22 protein-coding genes are annotated in these 23,178 nt (G+C 43.9%); 21 read left to right on the forward strand and 1 reads right to left on the reverse strand.

Going from position 1 to position 23,178, the window contains the following annotated elements; all coding sequences use genetic code 11:
• Positions 1-191 precede the first annotated feature (191 nt).
• The 5 genes from NAF17_RS11090 to NAF17_RS11110 all read left to right on the forward strand — a co-directional run bounded on the left by NAF17_RS11090 (position 192) and on the right by NAF17_RS11110 (position 3,607).
• On the forward strand, positions 192-605 hold the full coding sequence (locus NAF17_RS11090) for a VOC family protein (protein ID WP_252758057.1): 414 nt from the start codon (positions 192-194) through the stop codon (positions 603-605).
• Positions 606-648: 43 nt separating this feature from the next.
• Complete coding sequence (locus NAF17_RS11095) at positions 649-966, forward strand: hypothetical protein (RefSeq protein ID WP_252758058.1); 318 nt, start codon at positions 649-651, stop codon at positions 964-966.
• A gap of 72 nt (positions 967-1,038) precedes the next feature.
• Positions 1,039-1,464 carry a tail fiber domain-containing protein gene (locus NAF17_RS11100; protein WP_252758059.1) on the forward strand — a complete coding sequence of 142 codons (426 nt, stop codon included), beginning with the start codon at positions 1,039-1,041 and terminating at the stop codon, positions 1,462-1,464.
• Positions 1,465-1,564: 100 nt separating this feature from the next.
• Positions 1,565-1,987: a hypothetical protein gene (locus tag NAF17_RS11105; protein ID WP_252758060.1), complete on the forward strand. Its 423-nt coding sequence runs from the start codon at positions 1,565-1,567 to the stop codon at positions 1,985-1,987.
• 99 nt (positions 1,988-2,086) lie between these two features.
• The gene (locus NAF17_RS11110) at positions 2,087-3,607 is read left to right on the forward strand and encodes a glycoside hydrolase family 32 protein (protein WP_252758061.1); all 1,521 of its coding nucleotides are present in this window, start codon (positions 2,087-2,089) and stop codon (positions 3,605-3,607) included.
• A gap of 274 nt (positions 3,608-3,881) precedes the next feature.
• Here NAF17_RS11110 and purU read toward each other — a convergent pair whose 3' ends face one another.
• Positions 3,882-4,706 carry a formyltetrahydrofolate deformylase gene (purU, locus tag NAF17_RS11115; RefSeq protein WP_252758062.1) on the reverse strand — a complete coding sequence of 275 codons (825 nt, stop codon included), beginning with the start codon at positions 4,704-4,706 and terminating at the stop codon, positions 3,882-3,884.
• A gap of 158 nt (positions 4,707-4,864) precedes the next feature.
• Between purU and mraZ the strand changes: the two genes are divergently transcribed.
• The 16 genes from mraZ to NAF17_RS11195 all read left to right on the forward strand — a co-directional run bounded on the left by mraZ (position 4,865) and on the right by NAF17_RS11195 (position 23,149).
• The gene (gene mraZ, locus NAF17_RS11120; protein ID WP_252758063.1) at positions 4,865-5,329 is read left to right on the forward strand and encodes a division/cell wall cluster transcriptional repressor MraZ; all 465 of its coding nucleotides are present in this window, start codon (positions 4,865-4,867) and stop codon (positions 5,327-5,329) included.
• Positions 5,322-6,224, forward strand: coding sequence for a 16S rRNA (cytosine(1402)-N(4))-methyltransferase RsmH (gene rsmH, locus NAF17_RS11125; RefSeq protein ID WP_252758064.1), 903 nt, complete (start codon positions 5,322-5,324; stop codon positions 6,222-6,224). The genes mraZ and rsmH overlap by 8 nt, the downstream gene beginning before the upstream one ends.
• Positions 6,221-6,634 carry an FtsL-like putative cell division protein gene (locus NAF17_RS11130; protein ID WP_252758065.1) on the forward strand — a complete coding sequence of 138 codons (414 nt, stop codon included), beginning with the start codon at positions 6,221-6,223 and terminating at the stop codon, positions 6,632-6,634. Before rsmH ends, NAF17_RS11130 begins: the two co-directional genes overlap by 4 nt.
• On the forward strand, positions 6,631-8,721 hold the full coding sequence (locus NAF17_RS11135) for a PASTA domain-containing penicillin-binding protein (protein WP_252758066.1): 2,091 nt from the start codon (positions 6,631-6,633) through the stop codon (positions 8,719-8,721). Before NAF17_RS11130 ends, NAF17_RS11135 begins: the two co-directional genes overlap by 4 nt.
• Positions 8,718-10,178: a UDP-N-acetylmuramoyl-L-alanyl-D-glutamate--2,6-diaminopimelate ligase gene (locus tag NAF17_RS11140; protein ID WP_252758067.1), complete on the forward strand. Its 1,461-nt coding sequence runs from the start codon at positions 8,718-8,720 to the stop codon at positions 10,176-10,178. Before NAF17_RS11135 ends, NAF17_RS11140 begins: the two co-directional genes overlap by 4 nt.
• A gap of 11 nt (positions 10,179-10,189) precedes the next feature.
• Complete coding sequence (gene mraY / locus NAF17_RS11145; protein ID WP_252758068.1) at positions 10,190-11,431, forward strand: phospho-N-acetylmuramoyl-pentapeptide-transferase; 1,242 nt, start codon at positions 10,190-10,192, stop codon at positions 11,429-11,431.
• A 62-nt stretch (positions 11,432-11,493) separates the two neighbouring features.
• Positions 11,494-12,834 carry a UDP-N-acetylmuramoyl-L-alanine--D-glutamate ligase gene (gene murD / locus NAF17_RS11150; protein ID WP_252758494.1) on the forward strand — a complete coding sequence of 447 codons (1,341 nt, stop codon included), beginning with the start codon at positions 11,494-11,496 and terminating at the stop codon, positions 12,832-12,834.
• 49 nt (positions 12,835-12,883) lie between these two features.
• Positions 12,884-13,162, forward strand: coding sequence for a four helix bundle protein (locus NAF17_RS11155; protein ID WP_252758069.1), 279 nt, complete (start codon positions 12,884-12,886; stop codon positions 13,160-13,162).
• Between the two features lie 114 nt (positions 13,163-13,276).
• Positions 13,277-14,422: an FtsW/RodA/SpoVE family cell cycle protein gene (locus NAF17_RS11160; protein ID WP_252758070.1), complete on the forward strand. Its 1,146-nt coding sequence runs from the start codon at positions 13,277-13,279 to the stop codon at positions 14,420-14,422.
• Between the two features lie 82 nt (positions 14,423-14,504).
• A complete protein-coding gene (gene murG, locus NAF17_RS11165; RefSeq protein WP_252758071.1) occupies positions 14,505-15,614 on the forward strand; it encodes an undecaprenyldiphospho-muramoylpentapeptide beta-N-acetylglucosaminyltransferase in 1,110 nt (369 codons plus the stop codon).
• A gap of 198 nt (positions 15,615-15,812) precedes the next feature.
• On the forward strand, positions 15,813-17,168 hold the full coding sequence (gene murC / locus NAF17_RS11170; protein ID WP_252758072.1) for a UDP-N-acetylmuramate--L-alanine ligase: 1,356 nt from the start codon (positions 15,813-15,815) through the stop codon (positions 17,166-17,168).
• Positions 17,161-18,084: a cell division protein FtsQ/DivIB gene (locus NAF17_RS11175; RefSeq protein ID WP_252758073.1), complete on the forward strand. Its 924-nt coding sequence runs from the start codon at positions 17,161-17,163 to the stop codon at positions 18,082-18,084. Before murC ends, NAF17_RS11175 begins: the two co-directional genes overlap by 8 nt.
• A gap of 4 nt (positions 18,085-18,088) precedes the next feature.
• A complete protein-coding gene (gene ftsA, locus NAF17_RS11180; protein WP_252758074.1) occupies positions 18,089-19,441 on the forward strand; it encodes a cell division protein FtsA in 1,353 nt (450 codons plus the stop codon).
• Between the two features lie 219 nt (positions 19,442-19,660).
• Positions 19,661-21,262, forward strand: coding sequence for a cell division protein FtsZ (gene ftsZ, locus NAF17_RS11185; protein ID WP_252758075.1), 1,602 nt, complete (start codon positions 19,661-19,663; stop codon positions 21,260-21,262).
• A gap of 118 nt (positions 21,263-21,380) precedes the next feature.
• Positions 21,381-22,616 (forward strand): aminotransferase class I/II-fold pyridoxal phosphate-dependent enzyme, encoded by a 1,236-nt coding sequence (locus tag NAF17_RS11190; RefSeq protein ID WP_252758076.1) that lies wholly within the window; start codon positions 21,381-21,383, stop codon positions 22,614-22,616.
• Between the two features lie 356 nt (positions 22,617-22,972).
• Positions 22,973-23,149 (forward strand): BF3379 family histone-like protein, encoded by a 177-nt coding sequence (locus NAF17_RS11195; RefSeq protein WP_067190612.1) that lies wholly within the window; start codon positions 22,973-22,975, stop codon positions 23,147-23,149.
• The last annotated feature ends 29 nt before the right edge of the window (positions 23,150-23,178 follow it).

Raw genomic sequence — 23,178 nt, forward strand, 5'->3', positions numbered from 1 at the left:
AGGATTGCTATTGCTGCGCTTGCAGTATTCTTTTTGGCTGTGTATAATGCAAGCGGACATATTATATCGCTGTAGAAAAATTTGATATTTATAATTATTGCATTAATAGTATCTTCATTAGTGTTGATGATAAATTCAATAAAAAAAATCGGCATAATCCCTTAATACAAAAAAAATAGTTTGATCAACTTATGCAAAATATCAACATCACCGCTATCCAGCACATCGGCATCCCGGTGACGGATATCATCGCCTCGCAAACGTTCTATGAATGCCTGGGCTTTGCCAATGTGATGCAGGCCGGCTTTACAGATGGCGGCAAACCCGGCACCTGCGTAATGATGCAGCGCGACCAGATGATGATCGAACTTTACCAGCTCCCCGAGCCGGGCTTATCAGAGATCCGCACACGTGGTAACGGGAATATAGATCATGTGGCATTTAACGTGCCGGATATTGATGAAGCTTTTGCTACCGTTAAACAAGCGGGCTTCAACATCATCGAACCCGAGCCGGTATACCTGCAATTTTGGGTTAAGGGTTGCAAGTACTTCAACATTACCGGGCCGGATGGCGAACGGTTAGAATTTAACCAGATCCTTTAAACATTTTAATAATTTGCTATGTTTGCATAGTAAATTATTATTGATGCGGTTTACCTTGTTAAAGCATTTATTGATTTGTTTATGTGTGTTTGCCCTGCTGGAAAGTACAGGTATCTCTGTGCTGTCTGTCATAGCCGAGCACCACATCAGCCAAACAGATAGTCAGTTGGCCAATGATGATGAAAATACTGCAGAGCATAACGAAACCAAAGGAGGCAATCCTAAAGAGCTTTGGGCGGTAAACCCTGCAACCCTGCCACAGGTTTACATCGCCATTAAAACAATAATTTACCCCTACGAAAAGCACACAGCCCATTTAGCCTGGGTGCCGCCCGTTCCTACCCCACCGCCAAACGCATAGTTTAATTATTTGTCTTTTTATTATGCCCGCTATATTGGTAAGGCTATTATGTACATTAAACTATTTTACGTCATGAAAATTTACATTCCATTTATATTGTTTTTACTTATCGTGCTGTCTGCATTTTGCGCATCGGCACAAACCCTTAGCGATGCGCAGATCAAAACCAACGCAGCGCCGGTAACCAATTCGCTTAGTTATATCAACAGGCTTCAACCGGTTACGTATCAGTATAACCGTAGCGAGTACAAGCAGCTTAACCTGCCCACAGGTACGCAGTTTGGTTTTATAGCAAACGATGCAAAGCTGGTGGTGCCATCTGCCATTACCACGCACAACAATTGGTACACGGCGGGCAAAGGCAGCCAGCGGGCCTTAACTACTACCGAGGTAGATTTTCAAAAACTGGTACCGCTATTGGTTGGCGCGGTTAAGGAGCAGCAAGCCCAGATAGAGCAGCTGCGAGCCGAAATAGATCAGCTCAAAAACAGCAAATAAGCTACGTTTTAAAAGCAGTACCAAATGGGTGCTGCTTTTATTTTTTCAAGGATGTAGCAATAGGGTAGTGCTAAGCGTAATAGATACAAACAAACCTATTATGTATAAGAAACTACTTTTAGTAATGATGCTGGCTGTCAGCCTGTCGGCATGTAAGAAAAACGAGAATAAATCGGCCTGTGGTACACAAACCTGTACAGCAGTATTTGCAGTCGTTAACTTTTCATTTACCGATGCCGCGGGGAAACCAACGGAAATTAAAGATGTAACATTAATAAATGTGCGTACGGGTAAAGCTGTGCCGGCTACATCTTATGCGGCTACCGTAAATATGGTACCAGGGGCCATAATTGTGGCTACCGATGAAACCAAAAGCGCGTTCTCTAACGAGGGCGACGATATCCGTATAACGGCTACAAGTGTGGCAACCAACAAAACCAAACAGGTTACCATTAAAGTATCCGGCGGGTGCAATTGCCATGTTGTCAAAGTATCGGGCGTTGATACTATAAAATTCGACTAACAATTTCATACTATCCTTGTTACAATTCAGTTTATAGTACTTAGCTTTAGCACACCAATATACATGCTTTAGCATACCCCAAACTGAATTGTAACATACATGGACATTAAAAGAATTTTACTTACCGGCTGCTTTATTTTAGCGGCAACAGCATCGCAGGCACAAAAAGCAACCCCAAAACTATACCACGAACAATACCGTTTACAGGCACACTTTTCGCCTAAAGAAAAATGGACTAACGACCCTAACGGGATGGTATATTATAAAGGTAATTACCACCTCTTCTTCCAGTATTACCCCAAGGCCACTGTTTGGGGGCCAATGCACTGGGGCCATGCAGTTAGTAAGGACATGATCCATTGGAAACAACTGCCAATCGCTTTGTATCCCGATAAACTGGGTTACATCTTTAGCGGCAGTGTGGTGGTTGATGAAAATAACACCTCCGGCCTTGGCACAAATGATAAGCCCGCCATGGTAGCCATATTTACCCACCACGACCCAAAAGGGGAGAAGGCGGGTTCATCTGTCTACCAAAATCAAAGCCTGGCTTACAGCCTTGATGAAGGCACCACCTGGGCAAAGTACACCAGCAACCCGGTGCTTAAAAACCCGGGTATAAAAGACTTTCGCGACCCTAAAGTGTTCTGGTACGCAAAGGATAAAAAATGGATGATGAGCTTGGCTACTAAAGACAGAATAACCTTCTATTCGTCGCCAAACCTTAAGGATTGGACAAAAGAAAGTGATTTTGGCCAGATGCTGGGCGCACACGGCGGCGTTTGGGAGTGCCCGGATCTGTTCCCGCTAAAACTAAATGGTAAAGAATATTGGGTGTTATTGGTAAGCATTAACCCCGGCGGCCCAAATAAAGGCTCGGCTACGCAATACTTTGTAGGCCATTTTGATGGTAAAACCTTTACGCCAAGCAGCACACAAACCAAGTGGATAGATTACGGGCCCGATGATTACGCGGGTGTAACCTTTGGCAATACCGGCAGCCGCAAGGTGTTTTTAGGCTGGATGGGTAACTGGCTTTATGCTAACCAGGTGCCAACCGTAAAATGGCGCAATGCCATGACTATCCCACGCGAGTTATCGTTAAAACTAACCGCGGGTGATATTTTCCTAACCTCGAACCCGGTGGAGGAATTGGACAAGATCGTAAACAAAACCATTAAGATTGATGCATTGCTGTTGGCTAAAAACAACAATGTGTTTTCGGTTATCAAGCAAACGCCATCGCAATATGTCCTAAAGTTTAATACCAAAGCGGTAAAGGATTATTCCGTAGTACTATCAAATGCAACCGGCGAAAAGTTAGTTGTGGGTTACGATGCCAAAAACACCCGCTATTATATCGACCGTACCAAGGCAGGGCAAAGCGCGTTCAACAAACAGTTTGCAAGCGTAACCTATGTACCGAGGGTCTCGCTGTTACCAACCTCAAACTTTCAGTTATTGGTTGAGGCCTCGTCCGTAGAGCTATTTGCCGATGGTGGATTGAGCAACATGACAGGCGTATTCTTCCCTAAAAAACCATACACACGTTTAAGTATTGTAAACAACGGTATGGAGATAGAGAAGCTACAAATACAACCTTTAAGATCCATTTGGTAGTATCGCTGTCCCGCTTATTATTACACAATACATCTTAAATATATAAAATATTAATAATCAATATTTTATATATTTAAGATGTATAAATTAATAGGCGACTTAAAACTCATCTAATTCATTGTCAAATAGTTAATTATTTTTTAGGGTGTCCCACTTATTTCTAAATGGGACGGAATGGGACACCTTTTTTTAGGATTTATTTGACAATTAAACACCCCAAAAGCGCCTTACATTCGTACTGCTGGGGCAGCGTGTCGCGTGTGTCCCAAATCTGCTACTCCAACACCACCGTTTTATTCTTAAACACAAACACCCGGTCATCAAACACCAGTTTTAGCGCTTTGGCTAAAACGGCGGTTTCTATCTCCTTGCCGGCCTTTACCATATCGGGTACGGTAAGGGAATGGTTGGCAGGAATAATTTGCTGCGCGATGATGGGGCCTTCGTCCAGTTCATCGGTTACGTAATGTGCGGTGGCGCCTATCAGTTTTACCCCGCGTTCATAAGCCTGGCGGTAGGGGCTGGCACCCGCGAAAGCGGGCAAAAACGAGTGGTGGATATTGATGATCTGCAAAGGGAATTGGCTCACAAAATTATGCGACAAAATGCGCATGAATTTTGCCAAAACCAGGAAATCAAATTCGTATTTTTTGGTGACGTCGATAACGCTTTGCTCAAAGGCATTTTTGTCTGTCCCGGCCTCCAAATAGTAAAAAGGGACGTCGAAACGGCGGCAAATGTCTTGCAAGGTCTCATGGTTGCCAATTACGCATTGCACGCTGGCTCCCAGTGTTTTAAAATAATTTCGTACCAAAATATCGGCAAGGCAATGATATTCTTTAGTTACCAGTACAATTACTTTTTTCTCCGGAACGGGGTTTGTTTTAATAAGGGCGTTATCCGGCAAAATATCTTTTAAACTTTCTTCAAGTCCTTCATAGCCACCGGTTTTATCTACCTCCAGGCGCATAAAAAACAGGTTGGCGGTATTGTCTACATGCTCGTGCATGCTAACAATGTTATACTCTTTTTGGGCAAGCAGGCCCGATATGGCTGCCACCAGGCCTACGCGGTCTGTACATTGGATTACAATGATCATGTTTTACTGTATAAAATACAGTCTCAAAGCTATAATTATTAAGAAGATAACATAGCCGAAAAGGCATCAAAAATGTTGAAAACTTTTGGTGGTAAAAAGTGGTATAAAGTGGTAAAAGTAATCTACTTTTACGTTACACATGTTGTTGACCCTATAGAATGTCCTATTTAACCGGAGAATTTAATTGTAAACTGGATGCCAAAGGGCGGATGATGATCCCTGCGGACCTTAAGAAACAGCTTCCAGAAGCTGAGAAAGAGGGTCTTGTGATCAATCGTGGCCTTGAGAACAATCTTGTTATTTACACTAAACGGGAATGGGACATTAAGCTTGGTGAACTAAGCAAACTTAACGAATACGATAGAAAAGCCATCAAATTTGTAAGATATTTTATGGCCGGTGCAACAAATTTGCTGCCGGACGGCACTGGGAGGATCAACCTGCCGAAGAGTTTATTGGATTACGCGGGCATTACCAACGAGGTTGTGTTAACCTGTATGCTTAATAAAGTAGAGGTTTGGGACAAAAATGCGCACGAGAAAATGATAAGTGAAGAGCCTGAAAATTTTGCGGCACTGGCCGAAGAAGTAATGGCTAATAAAGGAAAGGGGCGCGATGAGTAATTACCATACCCCTGTTATGCTGGCCGAGTGCATAGAAGCGCTAAATATTAAACCAAATGGTACTTACGTTGATGTAACCTTTGGTGGTGGCGGGCACTCGCGCGAGATCATGAAACACCTTGGCGAAGGCGGCCGTTTGTTTGCTTTTGACCAGGATGCGGATTCGCAGCAAAATTTGATAGAGGATGACAGGTTTACCTTCATCGATCAAAACTTTAGGTACCTGAAAAATTTTTCCCGCTTGCATGACGCTATCCCGGTTGACGGGATATTGGCGGATTTGGGCGTATCATCATACCAGTTTGACCAGGCCGAGCGTGGTTTTTCTATTCGGTTTGATGCCGAGCTGGATATGCGCATGAACCAGGCATCAGACCTGAGCGCTAAAGAAGTGGTGAACAATTATAGCGAGGCTGATCTGCACCGCATTTTTGGTATGTACGGCGAAGTGCAAAACGCGAAATCGCTTGCTAAAACCATTGTAACGGCAAGGCTTAACGGCCCGATATTTACCATAGCCGATCTGAAGAACGCGATAAGCAACATCACCCCGAGGGGGAAAGAAAATAAATACCTGGCGCAGGTTTTCCAGGCGCTAAGGATAGAGGTTAACCAGGAGCTGGAAGCGCTGAAAGATTTCCTGATGCAATCGGCAGATGTGCTGGCAACAGGGGGTAGGCTGGTGGTCATGTCTTACCACTCGCTGGAAGACAGGCTGGTGAAAAATTTCATCGCCAAAGGTAAATTTAGCGGCGAGGTAGAGAAGGATTTTTACGGAAACAACAACCGCCCGTTTGACGGGGTTAGCAGAGGTGCCATTGTAGCCACCGACGAAGAGATAGTATTAAATAACAGGGCACGCAGTGCAAAATTAAGGATAGCTGTAAAAAAATGACAAATCGTTTACGTACAGAAATTCAGGAAGAAGAATTAGAGGATCAGGAAGTGATCGTGGAAGAAAAGCCTGTAAAGAAGGAACTTCCGGATAACTTTTTTACCCAATTCTTAAGAAATGGGGTCATCACTACAGATGATGCAACCAGCGCTTTGCCCTTTATTTTCTTCGTGGCTTTTTTGGGTATGCTATACATTGGCAACAGGCATCTGTCAGAAAACAACATCCGCGATATTGATAAAATAAGCAAAGCGGTAAAAGAACTTAGCTGGGAATACAAAAGTACCAAAGCCGACCTGGCTTTTAAAAGCACATTAACCGAAGTTGCCAAGCGCGCCGATACTTTGGGCATCAAAGAATCGACCGTGCCGCCACAAAAAATAACTGTAAAGGAGGACGTACAGGAATGAGTATCAGAACCAACATACTGGTTAGGGTTTACCTTGCATTTGGGTTGATTCTGCTTTTTGCGGGAGCTGTGGTATTTCAACTTTGCCGCGTGCAATTTGTGCAGGGTAAAAAATGGCAGGCCATGTCAAAGGCGCAGTCTACCCGCTATAAAAACATCGAGGCAACAAGGGGTAATATCTTCGCTAACGATGGCAGCCTGCTGGCAACATCGGTACCCGAGTATGAATTGCACATGGATATGCTTGCCGGCGGTATCGAAAATGATAAGATCTTTAACGAGAAGATAGATTCATTGTCGATGAAGCTATCGAGCTATTTTGGCGATAAATCGGCCCGTGAATACACGAGGATATTCCGCGATGCACGCAAGGATAGCTCGCGTTACCAGCTGGTTAGGCGCAAAGTTACCTACCACCAATTGAAAGACATCCGTAAGTTCCCGATCTTTAATTTGGGTAAATACAAAGGTGGGTTGATCGTTGTTTCGCAGAACAGGCGCATTTTCCCGTTCCGCTTTCTGGCGGAGCGTACCATTGGCTATAAAAACGCGAACGTAAAAAACGGTGTTGGCCTTGAAGGTGCTTACGCTGATTACATTAACGGCGAAAGCGGCAAACGCCTTGAACGCCGTATGGCAGGTGGTGTTTGGATGCCTATTAATGATGATGACGAGGTTGCGCCAAAAGAGGGCGCGGATATTATATCGACTATTGATGTAAACATGCAGGACTATGTGCAAAACGCGCTGGAAAAGCAATTGATCATAACCAAAGCCGACCACGGTACCGCCATTTTAATGGAAGTAGCCACCGGCGAAGTAAGGGCTGTTGCCAACTATACCCGCATGCCCGATAATAGCTTTAAAGAGAAATTTAATTACGCCATTGCGGGTAACCAGGATCCGGGTTCTACCTTCAAACTGGCATCATATATGGCGCTGCTTGAAGATCATAAGGTAGATACCGGCACAATGGTTAATACCGGTGAGTATCCTATTCCTGGGCATACCATAACAGATTCGCATGGTAGCATTGGCCGTGTATCTGTAAAAAAAGCTTTCGAGAAGTCATCAAACGCTGCCGTTGCTTACCTGGTGAATACCAACTATAAAAATGATCAGTCGAAATTTACAGACCACCTGTACGATTGGCACCTGAACGAGAAAATGGGCTTACAGATCCCGGGCGAAGCACAACCTGTTGTTAAAAACCCCAATAACCGCAGCTGGAACAAAAACATGACCCTGCCGCAAATGGCTTACGGGTATGAGATGCAGCTTACGCCATTAAAAATGTTAAGCCTTTATAATGCCGTTGCAAATAATGGCAAAATGGTAAGCCCGGTTTTTGTAAAAGAGATCAGGAGATTAGGCAACACGGTAGAACGCTTCCAAACCAGGGTGTTAAATAACAAGATCTGTTCTGACGTTACCCTGAAAAAAATCCAGGAAATGCTGGAAGGTGTTGTGATTGAAGGCAGCGGCCGCGAATACGTTTATAACCCGTTATATAAAATAGCCGGTAAAACGGGTACTGCGCAGGTTGCCGATGCTAACAAAGGGTACAAGGCTAAAAAGCAATATCAGTCGTCGTTTTGCGGGTACTTCCCGGCCGATCATCCAAAATATTCGCTGATTGTGGTTGTAAACGATCCTAAGAACGGGTACTATGCGGCATCGGTTGCAGGCCCTGCTTTTAGGGAGATTGCAGATAAGGTTTACGCCGGCGATATGGACCTTAACCAGGCACCCGCGCATTTAATTGGCAATACCACGCTGCCTAAATTTAAACAAGGTAACCTAAAGGCATTGAAAAAGGTGTACGCAAGGTTGGGTGTAAAACCATTGTATGCATCGGCTACGCCAAGCGGTATAGATACCAGCAGCGGCATAGCATCAGAAGATAATAAATATAAAACAGGCACGGTGCCAAACGTTACCGGCATGGGTTTAAGCGATGCGCTTTACGCCCTGGGTAACGCAGGTTATAAGGTGGCGGTAAAAGGTAGCGGCGCGGTTAGCACACAATCGGTAACCGGTGGCAGTATCATACCTAAAGGTTCAAAAATAACGATAGAACTGCAATGAGATATTTAAGCGACATAATTGAGGGTGTAGCATTTACCGAATTACAGGGTAGTGCCGATGTAGAGATCTCTGCCATCGTATTTGATTCGCGCCAGGTAACGCCGGGTTGCATGTTCGTGGCCGTTAAAGGCACTGCTGTGGATGGGCACGATTATATTGACCAGGCTATTAAAGATGGCGCTATAGTTGTTATTTGCGAAGAATTGCCTGCACATACCGCAACCGAGGTGGACTTTTTAATGGTGGCCGATTCATCGAAAGCATTGGCAACTATCGCCGCAAACTTTTATGAGAACCCATCATCAAACTTAAAACTGGTTGGGGTTACCGGCACCAACGGTAAAACAACAATCGCTACGCTTTTATACAAGCTGTTTATTGATATGGGCTACAAATGCGGCCTGCTATCAACGGTAGAAAACCAGGTGAACGGCCGCATCATTCCATCAACCCATACTACGCCCGATCCGGTTGCTTTAAATAAGTTACTGAGTGACATGGTAGACGAGGGCTGCGATTACTGCTTTATGGAAGTAAGCTCGCACGCTATCTCGCAGCACCGTATAGAAGGTTTGACTTTCTCGGGAGGCATATTTTCAAACCTGACGCATGACCATTTAGACTATCATAAAACGTTCGATTTATACCTGAAAGCCAAGAAGACATTTTTTGATAATCTGCCAAAAAGCGCTTTCGCTTTAACCAATGGCGATGATAAGAATGGTAATGTGATGCTGCAAAATACATCGGCACACAAAAAAACATATGGTCTAAAAAGCATGGCCGATTATAAGGCCCGCATTATTGAGAATCAGTTTGGCGGCCTGCTGCTAAATATTGATGGCGACGAAGTTTGGTTTAAACTGGTAGGCACGTTTAACGCCTATAACTTGTTAGCGGTTTATTCGGCTGCCATGTTGTTGGAGCAGGACAGATCTAAAGTTTTAATAAGCCTGAGTAAGCTAACAGGTGCCGAAGGCCGGTTTGAATACATCGTAGCACCAAACAAGGTGATTGGAATTGTTGATTACGCCCACACGCCTGATGCCGTGCAGAATGTGTTAAGTACTATTCATGACATCCGTAAAGGGAGCGAAAAGGTAATAACCGTAATAGGTTGCGGTGGCGACAGGGATAAAACTAAACGCCCAATTATGGCAAAGGTTGCCAGCGAGTGGAGCGACAAGGTGATCCTGACATCAGATAACCCCCGCACTGAAGACCCTGCCCGGATCATAAAGGATATGGAAGAAGGTATAGACCCGGCCTTTAAACGCCACACAGTAAGCATTGCCGACAGGCGCGAGGCGATTAAAACCGCCTGTATGTTCGCGCAACCGGGAGATATTATTTTGCTTGCCGGCAAAGGCCACGAAAAGTACCAGGAAATAAATGGCGTTAAAAACCATTTCGACGATATGGAAGAGTTGCAGGAACAATTTAAGGAATTGAAGTAAAAACAAGGCCAATGTTATATTATTTATTCAATTACCTAAGTAAGAATTACAGTATCCCGGGGATAGGTGTGTTTCAGTACATCACGTTCCGGATGGCTATGGCGGTAATTGTATCGTTACTGATAACAACGGTTTATGGCCGAAGGCTAATTGATTACCTGCGTTTTAAACAGGTAGGCGAAACAGTACGTAACCTGGGCTTAGAAGGCCAGATGCAAAAATCGGGTACGCCTACAATGGGTGGTATCATCATTATTTTGGGTATCGTTATCCCGACTTTGTTGTTTGCCAAGCTGGATAATGTTTACATCGTGATGATGCTGGTAACTACCGTTTGGTTGGGTGCAATAGGCTTTTTGGATGACTATATCAAAGTATTTAAAAAGAACAAGGAAGGCCTTGCGGGCAAGTTTAAAATAACTGGTCAGGTTGGTTTAGCGCTTATTATCGGGTGGACAATGTATTTCCATACCAATATTACCATAAGGCAGGAAGTTAAGTTACCGGTTCAGCATGATGTACCGGTAGATTTTCACATGCGTGGCGATAAACCTGTGTACACACAGGATATAAAATCGACCAAAACCACCATGCCGTTCTACAAGAACAACGAGTTTGATTACGCCAAAGTACTTAAGTTTTTAGGAACAGGATACGAGCAATACGCGCTTTTGGTATTTATGCTGTTTGTGATCGTTATCATCACCGCGGTATCAAACGGTGCAAACATTACCGATGGTATTGATGGACTGGCAACAGGTACATCGGCCATTATTGGACTAACATTGGCTATACTGGCCTACGTATCCGGTAACACGTTTTTTGCCGATTACCTGAATATTATGTACATCCCCAACTCGGGCGAACTGGTAATTTTTGCCGGCGCGTTTGTGGGCGCTTGTGTGGGTTTCCTTTGGTATAACTCGTACCCCGCGCAAGTGTTTATGGGCGATACGGGCAGTTTAGCTATTGGCGGTATCATCGCGGTGTTTGCCATTATCATCCGCAAGGAATTATTGGTGCCGGTATTATGTGGTGTGTTTTTGGTAGAGAACCTATCGGTAATTATGCAGGTTGGCTGGTTTAAATACACCAAAAAGCGTTTTGGCGAAGGCCGCAGGATCTTCCTGATGGCGCCGCTGCACCACCACTATCAAAAGAAAGGTTTTCATGAATCCAAGATCGTAACCCGGTTTTGGATCATCTGTATCTTTTTGGCGATAATAACGGTGATAACGCTAAAGTTGAGGTAGATAATAAAGACGTTAAGAATCAAGATACAAGACAAAAAAGAATAGTGACTGAGAACAAAAATATATCACCCCAAAGGCTTGCCATACTTGGTGCCGGCGAAAGCGGCGTTGGGGCGGCATACCTTGCCCAGCAGCAGGGGTATGATGTTTTTGTGTCTGATTTTGGGGCTATTGCAGATCATTACAAACAGCAGCTGCAAGACTGGAACATAAACTTTGAAGAGAACGGACATACCGAGGCGGAGATCTTATCTGCCGCCGAGGTAGTAAAAAGCCCGGGAATACCGGATAAGGCACCGATAGTGAAGAAGCTGGTGGAAAATAATATCCCGGTAATATCCGAGATAGAGTTTGCCGGCCGCTACACCGATGCTAAAATGATATGCATAACAGGGTCTAACGGTAAAACAACTACCGCCAGTCTTACTTATCATATCCTAAAAAATGGCGGCTTGAATGTAGGCCTTGCGGGCAACATTGGTAAAAGCTTTGCCTACCAGGTGGCTACCGAAAAGTATAATTACTACGTGCTGGAGATAAGCAGCTTTATGCTGGATAGCATGTATAAGTTTAGGGCAGATATTGCGGTGTTGTTGAACATTACGCCAGATCACCTGGACCGTTACGAATACAAACTGGAAAATTACGCCGCATCCAAATTCAGGATAACGCAGAACCAGGGTACTGATGACTGTTTTATTTACTGCGCGGATGATGCAGAAACAAAAAAATTGTTGGAAGGCAAACTGATATCGGCAAAGCAGCTGCCTTTCTCGATAGAAAAAAAGATTGAAACGGGAGCATATCTCGACGACGATAACCTAATTATAAACGTACACCAAGCACATTTTCAAATGTCAATAAACGAACTGGCCCTGCAGGGTAAGCACAACATCTACAACTCAATGGCATCTGGTATTGTTGCCAAAGTGCTTGAGCTGCGCAATGAAACGATGAGGGAGAGCATGGGTAACTTCAGGAACATTGAACACAGATTGGAGTCGATCGGTAAAATATCGGGCATCAGTTTCATCAATGATTCTAAGGCGACCAACGTAAACTCTACGTGGTACGCGCTGGAAAGCATGACCAATGATGTGGTTTTGATATTGGGTGGCGTAGACAAAGGCAACGATTACAGCATGCTTAAATCGTTAGTTAAACAAAAAGTAAAAGCCATTGTGTGCCTGGGTAGGGACAACAAGCGTATCCACGATGCATTTGAAGATGATGTGGAAGTGATCGTAAACACCATGTCGGCAGCAGAGGCAGCACAGGTAGCATACCATCTGGCAACCAAGGGCGATACCGTATTACTATCACCCGCCTGCGCAAGTTTTGATTTGTTTAAAAATTACGAGGATAGGGGTAAGCAGTTTAAAGACGCTGTTAAAGAACTATAAAAATGTGCAGATGTGCGAATATGCAGATGTGCGGATGAAAAGAAAATAAATGAATGAAAAGCCAAATTTAATTGTTGAGTTAACCTTCAATTTTTCTTTGAAGATAATAGCCTTTACAGAAGTGCTTGAATCGCAGAAAAATTTTAATCTGGCAAATCAGCTATTTAGAAGCGGTACATCAATAGGAGCAAATGTAAGAGAAGCACAAGGCGCTGAAAGTAAAGTAGATTTTAGACATAAATGTAAGATAGCATACAAGGAAGCACAGGAAACAGAATATTGGCTAATGCTTTGTAAACATGTGGAGAATTATCCATTTGAAGAATAACTGGTCGACTATATAAAATCGATAATAAAAGTATTAGGTAAGATAATTTCATCAACACATTAAAAAAATATCTGCACATCTGCACATTCGCATATCTGCACATACATTAATCAAATGAATCAGATACTCAGTAATGTAAAAGGGGACCGCTGGATATGGCTAATAGTCATACTGCTTTCTGTGCTATCCATACTGGCTGTGTATAGCTCAACAGGTACAATTGCTTATAAACATAACAAGGGTGCAGAATCATACCTGATGAAGCATATGTTTATGATCATAGGCGGTATTGCGCTGATGTATTTTTCGCATTTGTTAGATTACCGTTATTACGCCGGGATTTCAAAAATATTGATGGTAGTTACCATCCCGTTATTGGTTTATACACTGGTATTCGGTAGCCATGTGAACGATGCAAGCCGTTGGATAGCTATACCGGGCACAGGCCTTACTTTCCAGACTTCCGATTTGGCTAAACTGGCTTTGATAACTTATTTGGCTCGTACATTATCGCGTAAGCAGGAAAATATTAAGGACGTTAAAAACTCCTTTGTGCCTATCATGGGGTCGGTTTGTGTGGTTTTTATATTGATCGCTTTGGCTAATCTTTCAACAGCTTTGATGCTGTTTGGGGTAAGCATTTTGTTGTTAATTATAGGCCGTATCAGTATCAAACAAATCTCGATAGTATGCCTTGCAGGGGTATTGTTGTTAACGGGCGTAGTGTTTTTAGGCCCTCGCCGTACAACCTATATTTCGCGTATCCACGCGTTTATGCACCCCGAGACAGCCAACCCCGATAAATCGTTCCAGTCCGATCACTCTAAGATAGCTATTGCTACAGGTGGCATATTTGGTAAAGGCCCGGGTAATAGCACCGAAAGGAATTACCTGCCTCACCCATATTCGGATTTTATTTATTCAACCATTGTTGAAGAATATGGTTTAATAGGTGGGTTTATGCTGGTGGGGATCTACCTGTTCCTGCTGTATCGATGTATAAAAATTGTAACCAAAGCGCCAAAAGCCTTTGGGGCGTTGCTGGCGGCAGGGTTAAGCTTTAGTTTAACCATACAGGCATTCGCAAATATGGCAGTAGCCGTAGGCTTAGGCCCGGTAACCGGGGTGCCGTTGCCGTTAGTAAGTATGGGTGGCACATCCATATTATTCACCAGCGTGGCCTTTGGTATCATCCTATCGGTAAGCAGGGATATCGACGAGCCGAAGAAGGTTGTAGTTGGGGAGATAAGTTTAGCTTAGAAAAGAAGCAAGAAGTTAAGAGTCAAGACACAAGAAATAAAGTAATATTTCATCTAATCGGTGAAATCAAAAAATAAAACCGGTGAAATCAAGTAAAAGAATAATCATAAGCGGCGGCGGTACTGGGGGGCATACCTTTCCGGCTATTGCTATTGCCAATGCTTTGAAAAAGCTTGACCCTGATACGGAGATACTATTTGTTGGCGCCAGCGGCCGTATGGAAATGGAAAAGGTTCCTGCTGCAGGTTATAAAATTATTGGCTTGGATATCCAGGGCATCCAGCGTAAATCGCTTTGGAAAAATGTGATGTTCCCCATTAAACTGTTAAGGAGTGTGCGCAGGGCTATCCAGATCATTAAAGATTTTAAGCCCGATGCCGCAGTAGGTGTGGGTGGTTATGCATCCGGTCCGTTGTTGTACGCGGCGGCGTTAAGGGGGATTCCAACGCTGATACAGGAGCAAAATTCATACGCCGGTATTACCAACAAATGGTTGGGTGCAAAGGCAAAAAAGATATGTGTGGCATTTGACGGGATGGAGAAATTCTTCCCATTCGATAAGATCATAAAAACAGGTAATCCAATCCGTAAGGAGTCTGTAAATATTGCGGGTAAGCACATGCAGGCGCTGGAGCTTTACAAGCTTTCATCGTTCAAAAAAACAATATTGATAACCGGGGGCAGCCTTGGCGCGCGTACATTGAATAATAGCATATTGGCCGGCATCGATAAAATAATCGCTGCCGATGTGCAGGTGATCTGGCAAACGGGTAAGTTCTATTATAAAACCATAATTGAGCAATTAGGGGCGGATAAGCACCCGGATATTTGCGTGGTGGAGTTCCTGAACCGTATGGACCTGGCCTATGCCGCTGCAGATGTAATTATATCAAGAGCAGGCGCGGGTACCATAGCCGAGCTTTGCGTGATCAAAAAGCCGGTGATACTGGTGCCGTCGCCAAACGTGGCCGAAGACCACCAAACCAAGAACGCGCTGGCATTGGTAGAAGAAAATGCCGCCGTATTTGTGGCCGACCGCGATGCTGAAGCAAAATTGATTGATAAAGTGCTTGCACTTTTAAATGATAAAGAACTGCAAAAAATATTAAGCAATAATATTGGTAAACTGGCATTGCCCGAGGCTGATGAAGTTATTGCGAAAGAGGTTATCCAAATAACAAACAACAATTAATAAAAGCCCCTGCCTTTGGGCAGGGGGCTTTTAAGTGATTAGTTAATTGGTGGCCCGATAGCTATCGGGAAAGAAAGTAGTTAAAGATTGAATAGAGAGAATTATTAAGAATAACAAATAGATAAAACAAACCGCGTTGAAAGATAAAGTGTGCAGTGAAAACCACTTACCACTTAACCTACTCAACCACTCACCAATATGGAACTAAACAACATAAAAAGAGTTTACCTGGTAGGCATAGGCGGCATAGGCATGAGCGGCCTTGCGCGCTATTTCCACCATTTAGGCTGTGTTGTTTGCGGGTACGATAAAACCCACACACCGTTAACAGATGACCTGCATAACGAAGGCATTTGTGTGGTTTTTGAGGACAAGGCTGACCTTATCCCCATGAGTTTCCAGAACGTTGACGAGGAGACGCTCATTATTTATACGCCCGCTATTCCAAAAGATTCGGAGATCCTGAATTATTTTAAACGCAAAGGGTTCGATCTGCAGAAGCGCTCGCAGGTATTGGGGATCATTAGCAAAAGCATGTACACTATTGCAGTTGCAGGTACGCATGGCAAAACCACTACATCGTGTATGATAGCGCATATCCTGAAAGATTCTGGTAAAGATTGCTCTGCATTTTTGGGCGGGATATCGTCCAACTATCAAACCAATGTGCTGTATGGTGCTAACAATATCGTAGTGGTAGAGGCCGATGAGTACGACCGCTCTTTCTTGACCCTGCACCCGGATATTGCTATTATCACCTCCATGGATGCCGACCATCTGGACATCTACGGCGATCATTCGCAATTGGAGGATTCGTTCAAGTTGTTCGCATCGCAGGTAAAACAAGGCGGCACATTAATTTATCACAAAGGCCTGCCTTTAGGTAACGGTCTAACCTACGCCATGAATGAGGCTGCGCAGGCAATGGCAACTAATGTGCGGATAGAAGAAGGGAACTTCTACTTTGATTTTAAAGATGGAAAAACCAGTATCCCCAATATAAAAATGGGTATTGCAGGTTTGCACAATATAGAGAACGCTACGGCTGCTATCGAGGCTGCCCTGCATGTAGAAGTTTCTGCGGATGCGATACATGAAGCTTTAGGCTCTTTTAAAGGTGTTAAACGCAGGTTCGAATACATTGTAAAGAACGACAGGCATATATATATTGATGATTACGCGCACCACCCCGAAGAATTACGGGCGGCCATAACATCGGTAAAACGTTTGTACCCCGATAAGAAATTGACGGTAATTTTTCAGCCGCATTTGTTTACCCGAACCCGCGACTTTGTTGATGGCTTTGCCGAGGTACTGGATATGGCCGACGAATTGTTGCTATTGGATATATACCCGGCGCGCGAGCTGCCTATTGAGGGTGTGGACAGCGACATGATCCTGAACAGGATGAAATTGTTAAATAAACGCAAATGTGGAAAACAAGAAAGCGTTGATATAGTGGCGTTTGAAAAACCTGAGTTGCTTTTAACTGTGGGCGCAGGCGATATTGACACATTAGTTTTACCCTTAAAACAAGTACTGGAAAATGTTTAAGAAACGCATATGGAAACCGCTGCTTATTGGTTTTGGCTGGTTTGTTAGCCTGGCCGGCCTGGTGGTGCTTATGAGTTTCATAGAAGTAAAAAAAGCCGAGTTGGTTTGCAAAAAGGTAAATGTGTACATCCCCGGCAACCAATATTTTTTAGACAGGCAAGAGGTTGATAACATCTTGCAAACCACCAGCCATTCGCTGATAGGCCGCAGGTTAGAGAACATAGATATCCATGCCCTCGAAAATAAATTGAAGCATAACCCCTTTGTAGAATATGCCAAGGTTTATGTAGATATGGATGGCGTAATACAGGTAGAGGTTAGCCAGCGCCATCCCATCCTGCGTATGATGAACCGTTTCGACCAGGATTTTTATATAGACCAGCACGGGTTAAAAATGCCGCTGTCGCAAAACTTTACCGCGAGGGTATTGGCGGTTAATGGCTACATAGATGAGCTGTTTGCCAATAAGGTAGATTCATTACGTACGCCGCTGGCAAAAGAGATCTATAAAACGGCTGATTTTATCCGTAAAGATTCGCTTTGGGATGCGCAGATATCACAAATATACATCAACCAAAATCACGAGATTGAATTGGTACCACGCGTAGGTAACCAGCGTATATTGCTGGGCAATGCCGATTCGCTGGCCATTAAGTTTGCCAACTTAAAAGTATTTTATAAGCAGGCTTTACCTTTGGTTGGTTGGGACGCTTATAAACTGATCAACATAAAATACTATAACCAAGTGATAGGGGTAAGGAACGAAACATTGATAGATTCGCTTAAACACCGCAAGCAGTTTATGGCCGATTCGGTAAAGAAAGCGACCATTAAGGCGTTTAAGGATTCAACAGGAACGGGCGATATCACCCCGATATTACAAGACAATAAAGGGAATACATCTATTAAAAACTAATTATATGGACAAAAGTTCAACACAAGACAAGAGTTCGCCAATTGTAGTAGGCCTTGACATAGGAACCACTAAAATTTGCGCGATAGTTGGCCGCAGAAGCAAAAACGGCAAAATAGAGGTATTAGGTATTGGCAAGGCCGAGTCGGCAGGGGTAACGCGCGGTATGGTGTCAAACATCGATAAAACCGTGCAGGGCATCACCACGGCGGTTGATATCGCGGGCACGCAGTCAAACGTCGAGATCAGGATAGTGAACGTAGGTATTGCCGGCCAGCATATAAAAAGTTTACAGCACAGGGGTTTAATTACCCGTAAGGATTTGAGCTCCGAAATAAGCCGCAAAGATATTGACAAGCTGGTTGAGGACATGTACAACCTGGTAATGCCCCCGGGCGAGGAGATCATCCACGTATTACCGCAGGAGTTTACGGTAGATAACGAGCCGGGCGTAAAAGACCCTATAGGCATGGCAGGTGTGCGTTTGGAAGCTAACTTCCACATCATATCCGGCCAGGTAACTGCCATTAAAAATATTGTTAAATGCGTTAACAAAGCGCAGCTGGAAAGCCAGGAATTAATATTGGAGCCTTTAGCGTCGTCAGAATCTGTGTTGAGTGACGAGGAAAAAGAAGCCGGTGTTGTTTTGGTAGATATAGGTGGTGGTACAACAGATGTGGCTATTTTCCACGAAGGTATTATCCGCCATACCGCGGTTATTCCGTTTGGTGGTAATAGCGTAACAGAGGATATCCGCGAGGGTTGCTCGGTAATGCGCAACATTGCAGAGCAGTTGAAAATAAGGTTCGGTTCGGCATTAGCTGAAGAAAATAAAGAGAACGAAATTGTTTGTGTACCAGGCTTGCGTGGCCGCGAACCAAAAGAGATCTCGGTTAAAAACCTTGCCTTTGTTATCCAGGCCCGTATGGAAGAGATTGTAGAACATGTTTACTACGAGATCAAATCATCGGGCTACGAAAAGAAGCTGATCGCAGGTATCGTTGTAACCGGTGGTGGTGCGCAGTTAAAACACCTAACCCAACTTATTGAATACGTAACCGGTTTGGATTGCCGCGTAGGTTACCCTAACGAGCATTTGGCTAAGAACGAGTTTTTACCGAAAAATATTTATGAAGACCTGCAAAGTCCAACCTTCGCTACAGGTATAGGCCTGCTGATTAAAGGGATCCAGAAAATGGAATACAACGGCATTAAAGAGGTGCCTGCAGCAGCAGCAGCCGTAAAAGCCGAAAAAACAAAATATACCGACGACAGGAAGTTTGGCTTATTAGGAAAGATCCTGGAATCGGGCAAAAAATTTATTAAGGACGATATAAAAGACGAAGACTTTTTAAAATAGGAAGGAGCCCCACCCAAAGCCTCCCCGGAAGGGATGGCTTTAGGACATTTTTTTTAAGTCTCTCCTAGCGGGGGAGATTTAGAGAGGAGCTATTTATTCACATCCATAAACTTTTCCACATTGTGCACATTTGTGGATAAACCTTGTGGAAAAAGTCATAATATTACAATAAGAAAATCTATCTATTCACCAGAATATACATAGCTGAAAATAAGGATTATGCAGTTTGAGATGTTAAAGGAAAAGTCGTCTATCATCAAGGTAATTGGTGTTGGCGGCGGCGGCGGTAACGCAGTAAACCATATGTACAGGCAAGGGATCACCGGTGTTGATTTCATTATTTGTAATACCGATGCCCAAGCGCTTGAGCTAAGCCCTATCCCCAATAAAGTACAGTTAGGTGCAAGCCTAACCGAAGGTATGGGTGCAGGGTCTATACCCGAAGTGGGTAAAAACTCCGCCATCGAAAACATTGACGACATTAAGCAAATGCTTGGTTCTAACACCAAAATGCTGTTTATTACAGCAGGTATGGGTGGTGGTACAGGTACAGGCGCAAGCCCTATTATTGCCAAAGCAGCACGCGAAATGGATATCCTTACTGTAGGTATCATCACTACGCCATTCTCATTTGAGGGCAAACGCCGTAAAATGCAGGCCGATGCCGGTATGGAAGAGTTGAAGAAATATGTAGATTCATTCTTGGTAATCTCCAACGACAGGCTTCGCCAGATATTTGGTAACTTAACCATGAGTTCGGCATTTGGCCAGGCCGATGATATCTTAACAACGGCCGCTAAGGGCATTGCCGAGATCATCACATTGCCGGGTTATATAAACGTCGACTTTAAGGATGTGCGCACCGTAATGAAAGACAGTGGCGTATCTATCATGGGTAGCTGCACTGCCGAAGGCGAGAACCGCGCGTTAAAAGCGGTGGAAGGTGCTTTGTCATCACCATTGTTAAAAGACAACGAAATTGAAGGTGCGCGTTACATTTTATTAAATATTAGCTCGGGCCTAAAAGAGGTTACTATGGATGAGGTGAGTGTTATTACCGACTACATCCAGGAAGAAGCCGGCTTAGCTGCAGATTTGATCTGGGGTAACTGTGTGGACGAAAACCTTGGAGAAAAATTATCTGTTACCATCATCGCGACAGGTTTCCAAACTAAAGATGAGCGCGAGAAGGAAAACAACAACAAAAAAGTAGTATCGATGCTGGTTCCCGAAAGTGAGCCATTGGTAAAACCGGTTAATGAGTTTATCACTCCGGTTAAAGCGGATGCTGAGATGGATGCCAGCCCATATATGAAGCTTAAAGACGAGCCAAAACAAACCGGGTTATTTGACCTGTTTGCCCGTGCCGAAGAGCAGGATGCTGCCGATAACGGGATCATCAGATATGACCTTAACGAAGAAACACCCGCAGCTGCCGAAGAGAACGAACCATCTGATTTTACTTTTAAGGTAACTGAAACGGTGATGAACTTTGAGCCTGTTGTTGCCAGGGTACAAGCCCCCGAGCCTGAACCGGAGGTTTTTAACGCCGACGAGAACAAAACAGACGAATCAATAGAAGAGCAACTGCGTAAATCCCGAGAACGTATTATGCGTTTAAAAGACCTGAGCATGAAGTTGCGTAACGGTAACATCCAGGAACTGGAGAACATCCCGGCTTACAAACGTAAAGAAATTGCCCTGCAGCAAACCCCTGCGTCTGACGAAAGCCAGGTGTCGAGGTTCTCATTATTACCGGACAGTGATGGTAAAACCGAGATCAGGAATAACAATTCTTTCCTGCACGATAATGTTGACTAATTGATCTAAACCCAAATATGAAGCCCCTCGCAACAATGCAGGGGTTTTTTTGTTGTAGGTATAGCAAACATGAAATTTTATATTTGCAGCAGATTTACACTACGAAACATTTAAGAATTTGGACCTGTTTAAAAAGATAAACACGAACATGGGCGGCCCCATTGGGCAGCACCAAAAGTGGTCGCATGGCTACTTCTCCTTCCCCCGTTTAGAGGGCGAGATCGATCCTCATATGATATTCAACGGCAAAAAGCACTTGGTTTGGAGCCTCAATAACTATCTTGGCTTAGCAAACCATCCAGAAGTGCGCAAGGCAGATGCGCAAGCCGCTGCCGATTATGGCATGGCTTACCCAATGGGCGCCAGGATGATGTCTGGCAACACCAAACACCACGAAGAACTGGAAGATAGCCTTGCCGAATTTGTTGGCAAAAAAGCCGCTTTTCTACTTAATTATGGCTACCAGGGAATGGTGTCTATTATAGACGCCCTTGTGGACCGTAAAGACGTAATCGTTTACGATGCCGAATCGCACGCTTGTATCATAGATGGTGTACGCCTGCACATGGGCAAGCGCTTTGTGTACCAGCATAACGATATTGATAGCTTTGAAAAGCAATTACAGCACGCCCAGCGCATAGTAGAGAAAACCGGCGGCGGAATACTGGTGATTACCGAAGGCGTTTTTGGTATGTCGGGCGCGCAGGGTAAATTGAAAGAGATCATCGCACTGAAAGGAAAATATACGTTCCGTTTATTGGTGGATGATGCGCATGGCTTTGGTACCATGGGCTTTAAAGGATCGGGTACACACGAGGCGCAGGATTGCGTGGACGGGGTAGACCTTTACTTCGGCACCTTCGCCAAATCAATGGCCGGCATAGGCGCGTTTATTGCTGCCGATACGGAGATCATCAATTACCTGCGTTATAACATGCGTTCGCAAACATTTGCCAAGGCTTTACCTATGCCAATGGTAATTGGCTTAAAAAAGCGCTTCGAACTGTTAAGATCAAACCCGCAACTGCGCGAAAACCTATGGGCGGTTGCCCGCGCATTGCAAAGCGGCCTGGTAGCACAGGGATTTGATATAGGCGTTACCGATAGTATGGTTACCCCGGTTTTTTTGAAAGGCGACCTGAATGAAGCAACCAGCCTAACCATGGAACTGCGCGAGAAGCACGGCATCTTCTGCTCTATTGTGGTTTATCCGGTTATCCCCAAAGGCTTAATTATGCTAAGGTTGATACCAACCGCTTTGCATACCATTAGAGACGTAGAGCAAACGCTGGATGCCTTTAACGCGGTATCAACCAAACTGATGGAAGGCCACTACAAAATGGCTGCGGCATAAACGTATTTGTACCAACATTATTAAAATGCGTTGCAAATATTTGCAGCGCTTTTTTGTTTTGGTTGAAATGGCTGATTAGTACGGTTTTAATAATAAACATGTGAATTTGTTAAGCGTTAAATAAAAAAAATGCCGCTTATGCAATAAATCTGTAATGATATGATTGTTGGGTTGAAAATTGAGAATTTAAGAGTAGAAACCCCTATGTAGATTTTAACCCATTTTGGCGCATAATGTGGAAAAAAACTACTTTAAAGGCACTATTTTTATATGGCTAAAGTTTTTTTTTATTAAAAAACACTTTAGATTAGCTTTAATTATAACAATAAACCTCAAAAATTAAAGGAGTAGTCACAATGAAAAAATTTACTGAAGTAAAAGAACTGGTTGCGTCGCTGGAAGCTGATGCCGACAAATTTTATAACAAAGGTAACAGCGCTGCTGGTACCCGTGTGCGGAAAGGCATGCAAGACCTGAAAAACTTAGCGCAGGCTATCCGTCTTGAAGTTCAGGAGTCGAAAAACAAAGCGTAATTATAGTCGAAAGGTTATTTTACCCTTCA

This window comes from Mucilaginibacter aurantiaciroseus, from assembly GCF_024055595.1.
GTDB lineage: Bacteria > Bacteroidota > Bacteroidia > Sphingobacteriales > Sphingobacteriaceae > Mucilaginibacter > Mucilaginibacter aurantiaciroseus.

Coding starts and splice junctions, on each gene's coding strand:
- NAF17_RS11090 (WP_252758057.1), top strand. CDS start 192: ATGCAAAATATCAACATCACCGCTATCCAGCACATCGGCATCCCGGTG.
- NAF17_RS11095 (WP_252758058.1), top strand. CDS start 649: ATGCGGTTTACCTTGTTAAAGCATTTATTGATTTGTTTATGTGTGTTT.
- NAF17_RS11100 (WP_252758059.1), top strand. CDS start 1,039: ATGAAAATTTACATTCCATTTATATTGTTTTTACTTATCGTGCTGTCT.
- NAF17_RS11105 (WP_252758060.1), top strand. CDS start 1,565: ATGTATAAGAAACTACTTTTAGTAATGATGCTGGCTGTCAGCCTGTCG.
- NAF17_RS11110 (WP_252758061.1), top strand. CDS start 2,087: ATGGACATTAAAAGAATTTTACTTACCGGCTGCTTTATTTTAGCGGCA.
- purU (WP_252758062.1), bottom strand. CDS start 4,706: ATGATCATTGTAATCCAATGTACAGACCGCGTAGGCCTGGTGGCAGCC.
- mraZ (WP_252758063.1), top strand. CDS start 4,865: ATGTCCTATTTAACCGGAGAATTTAATTGTAAACTGGATGCCAAAGGG.
- rsmH (WP_252758064.1), top strand. CDS start 5,322: ATGAGTAATTACCATACCCCTGTTATGCTGGCCGAGTGCATAGAAGCG.
- NAF17_RS11130 (WP_252758065.1), top strand. CDS start 6,221: ATGACAAATCGTTTACGTACAGAAATTCAGGAAGAAGAATTAGAGGAT.
- NAF17_RS11135 (WP_252758066.1), top strand. CDS start 6,631: ATGAGTATCAGAACCAACATACTGGTTAGGGTTTACCTTGCATTTGGG.
- NAF17_RS11140 (WP_252758067.1), top strand. CDS start 8,718: ATGAGATATTTAAGCGACATAATTGAGGGTGTAGCATTTACCGAATTA.
- mraY (WP_252758068.1), top strand. CDS start 10,190: ATGTTATATTATTTATTCAATTACCTAAGTAAGAATTACAGTATCCCG.
- NAF17_RS11155 (WP_252758069.1), top strand. CDS start 12,884: ATGAATGAAAAGCCAAATTTAATTGTTGAGTTAACCTTCAATTTTTCT.
- NAF17_RS11160 (WP_252758070.1), top strand. CDS start 13,277: ATGAATCAGATACTCAGTAATGTAAAAGGGGACCGCTGGATATGGCTA.
- murC (WP_252758072.1), top strand. CDS start 15,813: ATGGAACTAAACAACATAAAAAGAGTTTACCTGGTAGGCATAGGCGGC.
- NAF17_RS11175 (WP_252758073.1), top strand. CDS start 17,161: ATGTTTAAGAAACGCATATGGAAACCGCTGCTTATTGGTTTTGGCTGG.
- ftsA (WP_252758074.1), top strand. CDS start 18,089: ATGGACAAAAGTTCAACACAAGACAAGAGTTCGCCAATTGTAGTAGGC.
- ftsZ (WP_252758075.1), top strand. CDS start 19,661: ATGCAGTTTGAGATGTTAAAGGAAAAGTCGTCTATCATCAAGGTAATT.
- NAF17_RS11195 (WP_067190612.1), top strand. CDS start 22,973: ATGAAAAAATTTACTGAAGTAAAAGAACTGGTTGCGTCGCTGGAAGCT.